Below are 12,266 nucleotides of genomic sequence, written 5' to 3'. Positions count from 1 at the left end.
ATAAAAACCCCCTCTTCACTTTGAAGAGGGGGACATAATTGTTCCTCCTCTTATTATGCAAAACATTCGTTTTGCAGGTATTAGCACCGTTTCAAACATTTCGTTTGAAGGTTGCCGGGTTTCACAGGGCCTTTCCCTCCACCGCTCTCAATAAGAGTTGTCTTTATTATTTTATTTATGTAGCTAAAAGGAAATGCGTTCCCCTTTTAACAATGTTTGTTAATTTTTTAATAAATTTAGCATGCACAAAATTAAAAGTCAATGACACTTGCGGAAAAATAAAAATTATTTAAAATAAAGTTGCAATTCAATTATCTTTTATTGTAAAGTTAAAAACATAATAAAAATTTCATACGAACATTCTTATCTAGAGAGGTAGAGGGACTGGCCCTGTGACGCCTCAGCAACCATTAACATTTTGTTAATAAGGTGCTAATTCCAGCAAATTGTGAAAGATTTGACAGATGAGAAGAAGACTCTATTCAAACCGAAAGCCTTCTTCTTAGAAGGCTTTTTTTATTTTATATTCACTTAATGTTTCAATTTAAAAAGGAGGAATTTTCACATGTCAACAATCGAAACAAAACTAGCACAAATCGGAAATCGTAGTGAAACTACAACTGGAACGGTTAATCCACCAGTTTATTTCTCAACCGCTTATCGCCACGAAGGAATTGGTAAATCTACTGGCTTTGACTATTCACGAACTGGTAATCCAACTCGCTGTCTTTTAGAACAGGCGATCGCAGACTTAGAATATGGCGAACAAGGTTATGCCTGTAGTTCAGGGATGGCGGCTGTTCTCCTCGTCCTTTCTCTATTCCGCTCTGGAGACGAACTTATTGTATCTGAAGATTTATACGGGGGAACGTATCGATTATTTTCTGAGCATGAAAAAAAGTGGAATGTTCGATGTAGATACGTAAATACACAGTCTATTAAACAAATTGAGCAAGCTATCACAACTGAAACGAAGGCTATTTTCATAGAAACTCCAACTAATCCATTAATGCAAGTTACTGATATTGCTGCTGTCGCAACTGTAGCGAAAAGGCACGGACTACTTCTTATTGTAGACAACACATTCTACACACCTTATATACAGCAACCATTAACAGAAGGTGCTGACATTGTGCTTCATAGCGCAACGAAATATTTAGGGGGACATAACGATGTACTAAGCGGGCTTGTCGTTGCAAAAGGAAAGGAACTTTGCGAGGAAATCGCTCATTATCATAATGCATCAGGTGCAGTTTTAAGCCCATTTGACTCATGGTTATTAATTCGCGGTATGAAAACGTTAGCGCTTCGCATGAGACAACATGAAGAAAATGCGAAAGCAGTTGTTGCGTATTTAAATGATGAAGACGGGGTGACAGATGTATTTTATCCAGGAAGAGGCGGCATGATTTCATTCCGCCTTAAAGATGAAGCTTGGATTAATCCATTCTTACAATCTTTATCCTTAATTACATTTGCCGAAAGTCTTGGTGGTGTAGAAAGTTTAATGACTTATCCAGCAACGCAAACACATGCTGATATTCCTGAAGAAATTAGAACAGCAAACGGCGTATGCAATCGTCTTCTTCGATTCTCAGTTGGCATTGAAAATAGTAACGATTTAATTCAAGACTTAAAGCAAGCCATTAAACTCGTAAAAGAAGGTGTAAGAATATGAGCTATTCTATAGATACACTCTTACTACACAACCAATATAAACATGACTCGCAAACAGGCGCTGTGAACGTTCCTATTTATAACACATCAACTTTTCACCAGTTTGATGTAGATACGTTCGGAAAATATGACTATAGCAGGTCAGGAAATCCAACTCGTGAAGCTCTTGAAGATATCATTGCTTTATTAGAAGGCGGAACAAAAGGATTCGCCTTTGCATCAGGCATTGCAGCGATTTCCACTGCATTCCTCCTTCTTTCACAAGGTGATCACGTACTCATTTCAGAAGATGTGTACGGAGGCACTTACCGAGTGATAACTGAGGTACTCTCCCGTTACGGTGTTTCACATACATTTGTTGATATGACCAATTTAGAAGAAATAAAACAAAACATGAAACCAAATACAAAGCTCTTTTATGTAGAAACACCTTCTAACCCACTTTTAAAAGTGACAGATATTCGCGAGGTTTCTAAACTCGCAAAATCTATTGGCGCTCTTACTTTTGTTGATAATACATTTTTGACACCACTATTCCAAAAACCACTTGAACTTGGAGCTGATGTCGTTCTTCATAGTGCTACAAAATTTATTGCTGGTCATAGTGATGTTACTGCCGGATTAGCAGTAGTAAAAGATGCAGAACTCGCTCAAAAGCTTGGATTTTTACAAAATGCATTCGGTGCTATTTTAGGACCTCAAGATTGTTCTCTCGTACTTCGCGGTCTAAAAACATTGCACGTACGCCTCGAGCATTCAGCTAAAAATGCCAATAAAATCGCACATTATTTACAAGAGCACGCTAAAGTACAAAATGTCTATTATCCGGGATTACAAACACATCTCGGATTTGATATTCAACAATCTCAAGCAACATCAGCTGGAGCGGTCTTATCGTTTACTTTGCAGTCAGAAGATGCACTCCGCCAATTTTTATCAAAAGTAAAATTACCTGTTTTTGCAGTTAGTTTAGGAGCTGTAGAGTCAATTCTTTCTTATCCAGCAAAAATGTCACATGCAGCACTGTCGCAAGAAGCTCGTGATGAAAGAGGAATCTCTAATTCATTACTTCGGTTATCAGTCGGTCTTGAAAATGTTAACGATTTAATATCCGATTTTGAAAATGCCCTTTCTTATGTAGAAGAACCTGTAAATGCATAGAGAAAAAGAAGATATGAGATTAGGTTTTCATATCTTCTTTTTCTGCGTTTTAGTTATATTCATTTGAATTTCTTCTTTTCTTATAGTCCATAAAAAAATAAAAGTATATCATCTATTTCTAAATAATGGATTAATTGATATATTAAGAAATAAAAAGGGGTGAAAATAATGGATATTTGTTCAGATATTTTAATCGTTATCGATTTACAAAATGGCGTATGTTATAGCGAGGAGCATTTATTTGATTTACAGAACTTACTAACAAAAGTAAATAAAAGAATTTATTCATACAGAAAATTAAATAAACCAATCCTTTTTGTTCAACATTGTGATGATGATTTAGTACCCGAGAAAGAACTTTGGGCTATTCATACCGATCTAGATGTTCAAGAACAAGATTTTTTTGTAAGAAAAACACATGCAAATTCATTTTATAAAACAAACTTAAAAGAAATTTTAGATCAATTATCTGTAAATTGCATTGAATTTTGTGGCGCCCAAACAGAGTACTGTATGGATGCTACGATTAAGTTTGCCCACGGACTAGGATACGAAAACTTTATGGTACAGAAAACAACCTCTACGTTGAATAATCCTTTTATGTCCGCAAAAGAGACAATTGATTTTTATGAGAACATATGGAATCACAGGTTTTTAACGTTGCTAAAAGATGAATTTTAGAATAAATGACTAATGACTTGATCATCCTAAGATTTATCAGCCGTAAGCAAATATTTCATTATCACCATAAAGAAGCGAATTACATTCAGCTTCTTTTCTTTTAACCTGTTTTATATTCTATATATATCATTATAATTCCTTTGTCATATTATTTTAAAAATTTTGTATATTCATTTGAAAGAATAAGAAAATCATGATAAAATTGAAATATATCTATATCTTTCAATTTTTAAAACGCATCGAAATTTTCACCCAAAAATGTCATTTTACAAAAACATGCTAATTTACCTATTTTATTTACATCAGGGTCTCTTTTCTTACAATTTCTTTACTTTAGGACTTTTTTTCTGCAACAACTATTTTCTTTTCTTTAAATTTTTGGTATGTATAGTATGGTATAATAGCTCACACGGAGGTGGAAAAGAACATGTTAGAAACCTTTCAAAAAGAATTAGAACTATATGAAAGTAATGCAGAATTATTAAAAGTGCTAGCTCATCCTGTTCGTTTATGTATCGTAAAAGGATTAATCGAGCGCGGTCCAAGCAACGTTTCTACAATGTATACTGGCTTAAACATGCCACAATCTACAATTTCACAGCATTTAGCAAAATTAAAAAGCGCTAAAATCGTTTCTAGTGAAAGAAAAGGATTGGAAATTTATTACAAAGTAGAGAATGAAACAATCATTCAACTCGTTCGCGTATTATTAGGTTAGGGACTAATAATCGAAGAAAAAGAACGTATTCTATATTTTTCATCTCATATCTTTAATATAAATATATATCATGAGAGGAAATATATAATACTACATAAGTCGTATTAAAAAACAAGACACAGTATATACTGTGTCTTGTTTTTTATATTGTTACATACCGATCCAAATGTAAATGTTGCATATCTTTTGTATGTATAACAACATCAAATGCACTCCCTACTCCTCCATTCAAAATCATAGAACGAACGGCTCGATTTTGTTTTTGCGTTTCAGAAAAAGGATTCATATCTTGATGGCTCGTAAGCTGTTCTAATATCCCTGCAGCTAACAAGAACTCAGATTGTTTCTTATGCCATACTGCACTCATTCCTTGCATACTAAACATCTCCTTTAGCTCGTCCCAATGAATATGAGTAGTAAGATCCATTTCACCTGGATGCGCTAGTGGGTTACGTATTAGCTTATGCTGATAATACCCTCGCAAACTTCCTTCACGGTGTGCTGGATGCATCCATTCTTCTTTTGTGTATCCGTAATCAACTGTAATACATATACCTTTTTGAAACCATTTCGCAATTTCTTTTATATACTCCTCCATCACAATTGGTACTTCAAAACGTTGCCCTTCAGCAATATGAATATTATATTTTAATAAATAGCGACCAATTCTTTTATCTAACGGCCTACATACTTCTGAAAGGTTTCCTTCCTCTGTATATGTAATACGTACTTCATACAACATACCATTTCTTTTCTCAATTATTTCAACAGGAAATGCATCAAACAACTCATTCGAAAAAAGAATTCCCTCGAAAGAATCTCCCATTTCACTATAGGAGGTATAGTACGATACATTAGAAAATGAGCCAAGGTGCTCATGCTGTAATTTTCTATGAAAGGGGCTCACTTCAATCATTGAATAGTTTAAATCAATAAAGGTTTTTGGAGATACTTGCTTCCATTCTTGTAAAACATCATAGGCAAACTTCCCTGTTCCTCCGCCAATTTCACAAATATTCGGAGCAACTTCACCATTTTCAACAAGACGAATAAAAAGTTTAGCAAAAGTTTTTGCAAACACAGAGGATACGTTGCTACTTGTAAAAAAATCCCCTTGTCTTCCAATCTTTTCACGTTCTTTCATATAATATCCATGACCTTCTGTATACAATACAAGGTTCATATACGTACTATATGAAATTGAATAATCCTTTTCTTTCCCCATCCATTCTCTTAAAATGAGCTCCATTCCCATAATGACTCCTTATTGTAAAAACGGATTATTTTCTTTTTCAAAGCCAATGCTTGTTTCTGGACCATGTCCACATAAAACCGCTGTTTCATCTGGTAATACAAATAATTTCTCTTCAATACTTCCAATTAATTCAGCGAAACTTCCACCAGGTAAATCTGTTCTTCCAATGCTCATTTGGAACAATACATCTCCTGAGAATACAGCATTCGCCTCTTTACTATAATAAGAAATACTTCCTGGAGAATGTCCTGGTGTCTCAAAAATTTCAAAATTAAATGATCCAATTGTTAATGTACCTTCTGCATCAATAATATGATCCGCTGGTTTTGCTGTAATACTGCGGTTCATCATAAAAATTTGAGAGCCGTTTACAGTTGCATCTCCTAACCAATCTGCTTCTTCTTTATGTACGTACACAGGAATATGAAAAGTGTCTCTTACCGCATCAACAGCACCGATATGATCAAAGTGAGCATGTGTTAATAAAACAGCTAATGGTTTTAATTGTTCTTCTTGTAAATATGTAACGAGCTTTTCACCTTCATGACCAGGGTCAAAGATAATGCACTCTTTTTGATCGTTCATTAAAATATAAGCATTTGTTTGTAATGGGCCTAACGGCATTTGTATCCATTTCATATGAAAATCTCCTCCAGTTATTAAACTTACTTTTAATGATACAACATTTCTTTCTCTGAGGAAAAGAAAGGATGCTATCTCGACAATCATTTTTAAAACATGTACAATATAAAAGAGTAAATATTCCAAAAACTCATAATAAGAAATGGGTAGACAGAGGAGGATATTGTATGGGCCTTGTTATTATTTTTACACTTGTCACTCTGTTAGCTGTATTTGCTACGCTTAGAACACTTCGTGAAAAAAACTTTTTCGCGAGCGGCTTTGCAATTGCAACTGTACTCGTTTTCGGATGGTTTACGATCATGACTGTTCTATATAACGGGTATCCACCAGCAGCTTAATTCGTTTACACTTTATTCTTCATCGAGATTTCACACAAAAAGAGGAAGGGTTCCCCCTTCCTCTTTTCATATTTCACAACTTATATCATCTTCGCTTCGTATTTGTGCTTTTTTACAAGCCAAGCTCCTCCGATAACACCTGCATCATTACCAAGTGTTGCAATAGCTAACTTCGTGCTCTTTACAGCACGTGAGAAAGCGTATTGCTCGAAATAGCGTTGAATTGGTTCTAATAGCGCATCTCCAGCTTTAGACACGCCTCCACCAATAACAATTTTCTCTGGGTTCAATGTACTAGAAAGGTTCGCTACAGCTAATCCTAAATAAGAGGCTACTTTTTCTACTACTTCACCTGCTAATTCATCACCTTGTCCAAGTGCTTCAAAGACATCTTTTGATGTAATACGTCCTTCTTCAGCTAACATAGAACGCAACATGCTCTCTTTATTAGTCTCTTGTATTTTTTGCATAGCAACACGTACAATACCTGTCGCAGATGCTACTGTTTCTAAGCAACCAGACTTCCCGCAATTACATGGGAAAGCATTTTCTGTAACGACTGTAATATGTCCAATCTCACCAGCAGCACCACTCACGCCGTGCACAATCTCACCATTGGCGATTACACCACCACCAACGCCCGTACCAAGTGTCATACATATTAAATCTTTTGCACCTTCACCAGCACCTTTCCACATTTCACCAAGCGCTGCTAAGTTTGCATCATTATCAATAACAACAGGTAATCCTGTTTCTACTTCTAATAAATCTTTTAACGGATAGTTTTTCCATCCTAAATTAACTGCTTCATAAATCATTCCAGACGCCACATGTACAGGACCAGGAGCTCCCATACCAATACCAATTAACTTGCTCTTCAATTCGCCTAATTCTTCTAGCTTTTTATCAATTGCTTTCGCAACATCAAGTGTAATATGTTTTCCTTGCTCACCTGTATTCGTAGGGATTTCCCACTTATGTAAAATTTCACCGTACACATTAATAAATGCTAATTTAATCGTTGTACCACCAAGGTCAACACCAACTAACCATTTCTCTTCCATGTTGCTTACCTACCTTTATCTAATTCTTATTTAGCTCTTTTTGAATTTCTTGCTTCAATAAAAATAAAGCTGTTTGATAGTCTTGTGGATCGATTAGCTGTGATTGATTTAATTCACGCAATTCATCTTGCATTAATTGTAAATCTGCAATTCGATCTCCCGTATAAATAATCGTACCAAATTTCTTTAGCAATTGCTGAATATCATAAATAGATACCATTTCATCACCCTCTATGCTCACTTACTATAAAAAATTATAATAAGAAAACGTTCACATATTTTATTATAATCAAGAAGAAAAAGTCTCGTCAATTTTTATTTGTCTATACAAGCTTATTTGTAAGCAGTGTTCCTTTTTCTGTAATAATTTTTTCTATGTTTTTATCAAATGGCTCTACCGGAATGTGTTTTACCATTTGAAAATCATACGCTAATGACAGCGTTTTCCCTTTATAATGCACGAGATAACGATCATAATAGCCACCGCCGTACCCAATTCGCTCTCCTCGTTCTGTATAAGCTACGCCTGGGACAATTTGAAGATCAATTTCATCCATATTCACTTCTTCCGTAAGCCCGGGAATCGGTTCACGTAAATTCATATACACCGTTTCTAATTGATCAAAATTATTAATTTGCCGGAAGGACATCGTTCTTGTTCCTTTATTACACTTAGGAACTACAACTTTCTTTCCTTCTTCCCAAGCTTTTTCGATAATAGGATATGTATTCACTTCATTTTCCATTGAAAGAGTAATTCCAATTGTTTTAGCTTCAATCCACTCTTTTTGCGCATACAACGAAAATGCAATCTGTTCTGATAAAGTTGTATACTGTTCTTCTGATAAAGAATTCATGTGTTCTATTATTTGTTTACGCAAACGTACTTTCTCTGCTTTCACACACTCTCCCCCTTACAGTGACACTTTACTCTATGCTGATAGTGTATCACTTTTAACATAGGAATCGAATAAAAAAAAGAAACAGTAGGAAAATATTCCTACTGCTTACTTTGTTTCACGGTGTAACGTAGACTTCTTGTCACGCTTGCAATACTTTTTAAGCTCGATACGCTCAGCGTTGTTACGTTTATTTTTCTTTGAGATATAGTTACGATCTCCGCATTCTGTACATGCTAGAGTAATATTCACACGCATTCTTATTTCCCTCCAGTACTAATAACTTAAATCAGACTATACTATAATACCACTTTTAAAATAAAAATTCTACACCTTTTGATATTGTCTAATTTTTTCTATAAGATTTTTCATGTTTTCCCTTGCTATTACTGGGTTTCTAGCATGTGAATACACCAAAAATTTTGGTTGTTTTGTGTCAGAAACGATATAAGACCACTCTTTTTCAGTATATTTGAACTGTACTCCTTCAAATATACCTTCTCCCTTCCTTTCTATATCATCCAATAATTTCCTCATAATTTCCCCTTTTTCATTCCATGAACATACCACTTCATCATAAAGTAAATAGAGCGGAGGTGATTGCTCCACTATGCTGAGAAACGTTTTTCCTTGCAATGCTATTAGCTCAAATAATTTTCCAATCCGATATAAAATATCTCGCTTCCACCTTACTTGAAACGCCTTTCTTTCATCCTGCGTATAAAATAGAAGATAACATTCCCCTAACTTCAAAGACATTGGGTAAATATTTCCTGTCGATTCGAGTAAGAAATCTGGAATATCTACCTCTTCCAAATCTGTACCTTGGTAAATATTACTATGTTTATCGTATAACTCGAAATGATTTCCTTGCTCAGAAAATATAAGAGCCATATTCGCTTTACTTGATTTCATCAAAGCTTTCACATGATCTTTTTGTTCGCTTGCATAAATCCATGTAACTGTACAACCAAGTCTTTGCAGAAAGAGCATAAGTAAATGTTGCAACGTATCATTTCTCTTATTAATAAGAAGATGAAACTTCTGCATCTGTATTTTCTCGATATCAATATGCTCCAATATAACTTCTATATACTCATTCATAGAAACATGAACCAGCTTATTACGCCCCATTTCTTTCTCCATCACGTAATAAAACAATTCGGACATATATACTTGTTCTATCTCTTTTTGCTGCTTATACGTTAACGGCATGCCAGCTTGACCGTATAACTTTATAACAATCTCATTCTCATTCTCCACTTGAATGAAAACACCACCTGCACATTGCAAATGATGAACACTATATTGAAAAAGTGACTCGTTCATTTCTTTACATTCCATCGTATGAATCCCTATACCATGAATAGCATGTAAAAATAAATTTTTATAAGAGGTTGTTTCTATATTTTCTTGACTTCCAATTAATATACTTTCTCCTTTTTTAAAAAGAGAACCATACGCCATCGCAATCTTCACGATAAACTGGGGAGTAATTTCAACATTCCCTCTTCCTACAATGCGGCTTTTTTGTAACCACCCTGCACTCATTTCACTCTCTTGAATACCAGCCGCTCCTACTATCGAATGACTATCAATCGCCTTATAAGGCCATACTTTTCCTTTTTGCTTAATTACCGTACTTCTCCCGATATGACAGTGATCCGCTACAACGCTTTTTTGAAACAGTGTAACATCATCTTCAACTATTGTACGCTCTCCTATTGTCGTTTCTAATAGTTCACAATACTTCCCAATGTGGGCATTCGCAAAAACAATACTTTTTTGAAGATGAGAATAACTTGAAACGATACTATTTTTCCCAATAATAGAATATGGCTCAATTACAGCTCCTGTACCAATCTTTACTCCTTCTCCAATAAAAGAGGGGCCATGAATTTTCGTCCCTTTACCAATCGTCACCCCTTCTCCCATCCATACCATCGGTAATACTTCCGTATAAGGAATAGGTACTTGTAACTTTTTCGTTAACAAATCAAATTGTGCTTGTCGATATTGATTAAATGTGCCGATATCTAACCAATAACCTTCTGACAAATATGCGAATAATACATTTTTGTTTGCCAATAACGGAAACACATCATGACTGAAATCACAAAATTGTCTAGGCGGTATGTAAGAAAAGATTTCTGGCTCCATAATATATATGCCTGTATTCACAACATTAGATACTACCTCATTCCAGCCCGGCTTTTCTATATATCGTGTAACCTCCTGGTCTTTATTTATTACAACCAATCCAAATGAGAGTGGATTTTCTACTTCTTTCACAAACATTGTTACCATTCTTTTCTTTTGTTCATGAAACCTAATTCCTTCTGATAATTGAAAGTCAGTTAATGCATCCCCGCTTATCACAACAAATGTTTCATCTAAAAATTGTTCTGCTTGTTTAATACTCCCTGCTGTGCCAAGCGGAGGAGAGTCTTCAAAATAATACAAGTTAACTCCCCATTTACTACCGTCACCAAAATATTGCTTAATGGTCGTACTCATATATTGAACAGTAATTGCAATTTCACGAATACCATGCTGGCGTAATAACTCAATATTATATTCTAAAACTGGTTTTTCTAATAATGGTAACATCGGCTTTGGAGTATTACATGTTAATGGTCTAAGGCGTCTTCCTTTTCCTCCAGCTAAAATAACCCCCTTCATATACTTCAGCCTCCACTTATATAATGTTCAGTAACTTCATATACCATATGTATATTCCCTATCCCACATGAACTAGCAGCATAAACTTGATTAGTTAAACAAATCCTCATTTAGAAGACCATATAATTAAATTTCTCACCTATAAAAACGTACATTTCAAACAACAAGAAAGCGCTTACTATTAATTGTTAAATAATACTTATTAACGACTAACATATATACTAATTTTCCCATTACATTATGATACATCTTATCATCATAAACTAAAGGAAACAACGAGCTTTTTTTGTCATGTTTTGACTAAAAAAAGCAGGTGATTTCCCATCACCTACTTTAATTCCTACTCATTCAATAAATAATGCTTTCCTTTTACTAAATAAAAGACATTTTCAGCAATATTTGTAATATGATCTGCTACACGCTCAATATATCTCGCGACAAATGATAATTGTGTAATTTGCGTAATTGCTTCTGGTTGTTCCGGAACCGAAGATATAAACTCACGAATTGCTTTTCCATATATTTCATCAACGGAATCATCCATTTCAGCAATTTGTTTCGCAAAAGTTAAATTTTCTTGTTCATATGCTTCTAACGCTAAATGCAACATCTCATTTGCAACCGCAAACATTTCATCCAGGTTGTGCAAACTAACAGCCACTTCTTTTTCCCCAAGACGAATTGTAGCCTTTGCAATATTAACAGCATGATCTGCAATACGCTCTAAATCTGTCGCTGTTTTAATTGAAATAAAAATCCTTCTTAAGTCACTTGCTACAGGTTGCTGCTTCGTAATGAGCATAAGCGCAAGATCGTTTATTTCCTCTTCTAAATTATCCATGCGGTAATCACCATCAATGACCTCTAACGCTTTCTCTACATCCCTTGTATGCAGACCTTCCATAGCAATCAATAAAGCCGCATTTGCTAATTCTCCAAGCTCGATCACCTTTTGCTGTAACGCTTTTAAATCACCTTGAAACTGTTCTCTTACCATTTTTCTTCCCCCTCAATATTATGTGCCATTATATAAAAGTGAAACTTTAATCACCCCTCATCAATCGGGCTTTTATGCTTGTAATAAACCTTAAGATAAGGAGAAGTATTACTTCTCTATTAACAGTAAGATAAAATAAGAAATGCCCT

At 34.8% G+C, this 12,266-nt stretch carries 13 protein-coding genes and 2 riboswitches; of the genes, 5 read left to right on the top strand and 8 right to left on the bottom strand.

Features of this window, described 5'->3' with window-relative positions; genetic code table 11:
• Nucleotides 1-47: 47 nt before the first annotated feature.
• Nucleotides 48-157: riboswitch (SAM riboswitch) on the bottom strand.
• A 203-nt stretch (nt 158-360) separates the two neighbouring features.
• A riboswitch (SAM riboswitch) is annotated at nt 361-471 on the top strand.
• Nucleotides 472-565: 94 nt separating this feature from the next.
• From metI to ACTFR8_RS11385, 4 genes are all read left to right on the top strand, one after another.
• Nucleotides 566-1,678: a cystathionine gamma-synthase/O-acetylhomoserine thiolyase gene (gene metI / locus ACTFR8_RS11400; protein WP_030028076.1), complete on the top strand. Its 1,113-nt coding sequence runs from the start codon at nt 566-568 to the stop codon at nt 1,676-1,678.
• Nucleotides 1,675-2,838, top strand: a complete 1,164-nt coding sequence (gene metC, locus ACTFR8_RS11395; RefSeq protein ID WP_000122301.1) for a cystathionine beta-lyase — start codon at nt 1,675-1,677, stop codon at nt 2,836-2,838. The genes metI and metC overlap by 4 nt, the downstream gene beginning before the upstream one ends.
• 168 nt (nt 2,839-3,006) lie before the next feature.
• A complete protein-coding gene (locus tag ACTFR8_RS11390) occupies nt 3,007-3,519 on the top strand; it encodes a cysteine hydrolase family protein (protein WP_000350341.1) in 513 nt (170 codons plus the stop codon).
• A gap of 427 nt (nt 3,520-3,946) precedes the next feature.
• On the top strand, nt 3,947-4,237 hold the full coding sequence (locus ACTFR8_RS11385; protein WP_000894377.1) for an ArsR/SmtB family transcription factor: 291 nt from the start codon (nt 3,947-3,949) through the stop codon (nt 4,235-4,237).
• A 142-nt stretch (nt 4,238-4,379) separates the two neighbouring features.
• On the opposite strand, the gene ACTFR8_RS11380 is transcribed toward ACTFR8_RS11385, so the two are convergent.
• Together ACTFR8_RS11380 and ACTFR8_RS11375 are read right to left on the bottom strand one after the other, a co-directional pair.
• The gene (locus ACTFR8_RS11380) at nt 4,380-5,492 is read right to left on the bottom strand and encodes a class I SAM-dependent methyltransferase (protein WP_100619264.1); all 1,113 of its coding nucleotides are present in this window, start codon (nt 5,490-5,492) and stop codon (nt 4,380-4,382) included.
• Between the two features lie 9 nt (nt 5,493-5,501).
• A complete protein-coding gene (locus tag ACTFR8_RS11375) occupies nt 5,502-6,131 on the bottom strand; it encodes an MBL fold metallo-hydrolase (RefSeq protein WP_000871233.1) in 630 nt (209 codons plus the stop codon).
• A gap of 170 nt (nt 6,132-6,301) precedes the next feature.
• Here ACTFR8_RS11375 and ACTFR8_RS11370 point away from each other — a divergent pair, with 170 nt between their 5' ends.
• On the top strand, nt 6,302-6,475 hold the full coding sequence (locus tag ACTFR8_RS11370; protein WP_000524852.1) for a DUF2759 domain-containing protein: 174 nt from the start codon (nt 6,302-6,304) through the stop codon (nt 6,473-6,475).
• 80 nt (nt 6,476-6,555) lie between these two features.
• Here the strand turns inward: ACTFR8_RS11370 and glcK are convergent, their stop codons facing one another.
• From glcK to phoU, 6 genes are all read right to left on the bottom strand, one after another.
• A complete protein-coding gene (gene glcK / locus ACTFR8_RS11365; RefSeq protein WP_000391701.1) occupies nt 6,556-7,539 on the bottom strand; it encodes a glucokinase in 984 nt (327 codons plus the stop codon).
• A 19-nt stretch (nt 7,540-7,558) separates the two neighbouring features.
• A complete protein-coding gene (locus tag ACTFR8_RS11360) occupies nt 7,559-7,759 on the bottom strand; it encodes a YqgQ family protein (protein WP_000253699.1) in 201 nt (66 codons plus the stop codon).
• A gap of 103 nt (nt 7,760-7,862) precedes the next feature.
• Nucleotides 7,863-8,441, bottom strand: coding sequence for a 5-formyltetrahydrofolate cyclo-ligase (locus ACTFR8_RS11355; RefSeq protein WP_030028089.1), 579 nt, complete (start codon nt 8,439-8,441; stop codon nt 7,863-7,865).
• Nucleotides 8,442-8,546: 105 nt separating this feature from the next.
• The gene (gene rpmG / locus ACTFR8_RS11350; protein WP_001265616.1) at nt 8,547-8,696 is read right to left on the bottom strand and encodes a 50S ribosomal protein L33; all 150 of its coding nucleotides are present in this window, start codon (nt 8,694-8,696) and stop codon (nt 8,547-8,549) included.
• A gap of 69 nt (nt 8,697-8,765) precedes the next feature.
• The gene (locus ACTFR8_RS11345; protein ID WP_000679333.1) at nt 8,766-11,120 is read right to left on the bottom strand and encodes a sugar phosphate nucleotidyltransferase; all 2,355 of its coding nucleotides are present in this window, start codon (nt 11,118-11,120) and stop codon (nt 8,766-8,768) included.
• Between the two features lie 340 nt (nt 11,121-11,460).
• Nucleotides 11,461-12,117 (bottom strand): phosphate signaling complex protein PhoU, encoded by a 657-nt coding sequence (gene phoU / locus ACTFR8_RS11340; RefSeq protein ID WP_000251240.1) that lies wholly within the window; start codon nt 12,115-12,117, stop codon nt 11,461-11,463.
• Nucleotides 12,118-12,266: the final 149 nt, after the last annotated feature.

This window comes from Bacillus cereus group sp. MYBK15-3, from assembly GCF_051916765.1.
In the GTDB taxonomy this organism is placed as follows: Bacteria; Bacillota; Bacilli; order Bacillales; family Bacillaceae_G; genus Bacillus_A; species Bacillus_A cereus.
Note: the sequence above shows the minus strand (reverse complement) of the source record. Positions and strands in the feature narration are given on the sequence as shown.

Coding starts and splice junctions, on each gene's coding strand:
- metI (WP_030028076.1), top strand. CDS start 566: ATGTCAACAATCGAAACAAAACTAGCACAAATCGGAAATCGTAGTGAA.
- metC (WP_000122301.1), top strand. CDS start 1,675: ATGAGCTATTCTATAGATACACTCTTACTACACAACCAATATAAACAT.
- ACTFR8_RS11390 (WP_000350341.1), top strand. CDS start 3,007: ATGGATATTTGTTCAGATATTTTAATCGTTATCGATTTACAAAATGGC.
- ACTFR8_RS11385 (WP_000894377.1), top strand. CDS start 3,947: ATGTTAGAAACCTTTCAAAAAGAATTAGAACTATATGAAAGTAATGCA.
- ACTFR8_RS11380 (WP_100619264.1), bottom strand. CDS start 5,492: ATGGGAATGGAGCTCATTTTAAGAGAATGGATGGGGAAAGAAAAGGAT.
- ACTFR8_RS11375 (WP_000871233.1), bottom strand. CDS start 6,131: ATGAAATGGATACAAATGCCGTTAGGCCCATTACAAACAAATGCTTAT.
- ACTFR8_RS11370 (WP_000524852.1), top strand. CDS start 6,302: ATGGGCCTTGTTATTATTTTTACACTTGTCACTCTGTTAGCTGTATTT.
- glcK (WP_000391701.1), bottom strand. CDS start 7,539: ATGGAAGAGAAATGGTTAGTTGGTGTTGACCTTGGTGGTACAACGATT.
- ACTFR8_RS11360 (WP_000253699.1), bottom strand. CDS start 7,759: ATGGTATCTATTTATGATATTCAGCAATTGCTAAAGAAATTTGGTACG.
- rpmG (WP_001265616.1), bottom strand. CDS start 8,696: ATGCGTGTGAATATTACTCTAGCATGTACAGAATGCGGAGATCGTAAC.
- ACTFR8_RS11345 (WP_000679333.1), bottom strand. CDS start 11,120: ATGAAGGGGGTTATTTTAGCTGGAGGAAAAGGAAGACGCCTTAGACCA.
- phoU (WP_000251240.1), bottom strand. CDS start 12,117: ATGGTAAGAGAACAGTTTCAAGGTGATTTAAAAGCGTTACAGCAAAAG.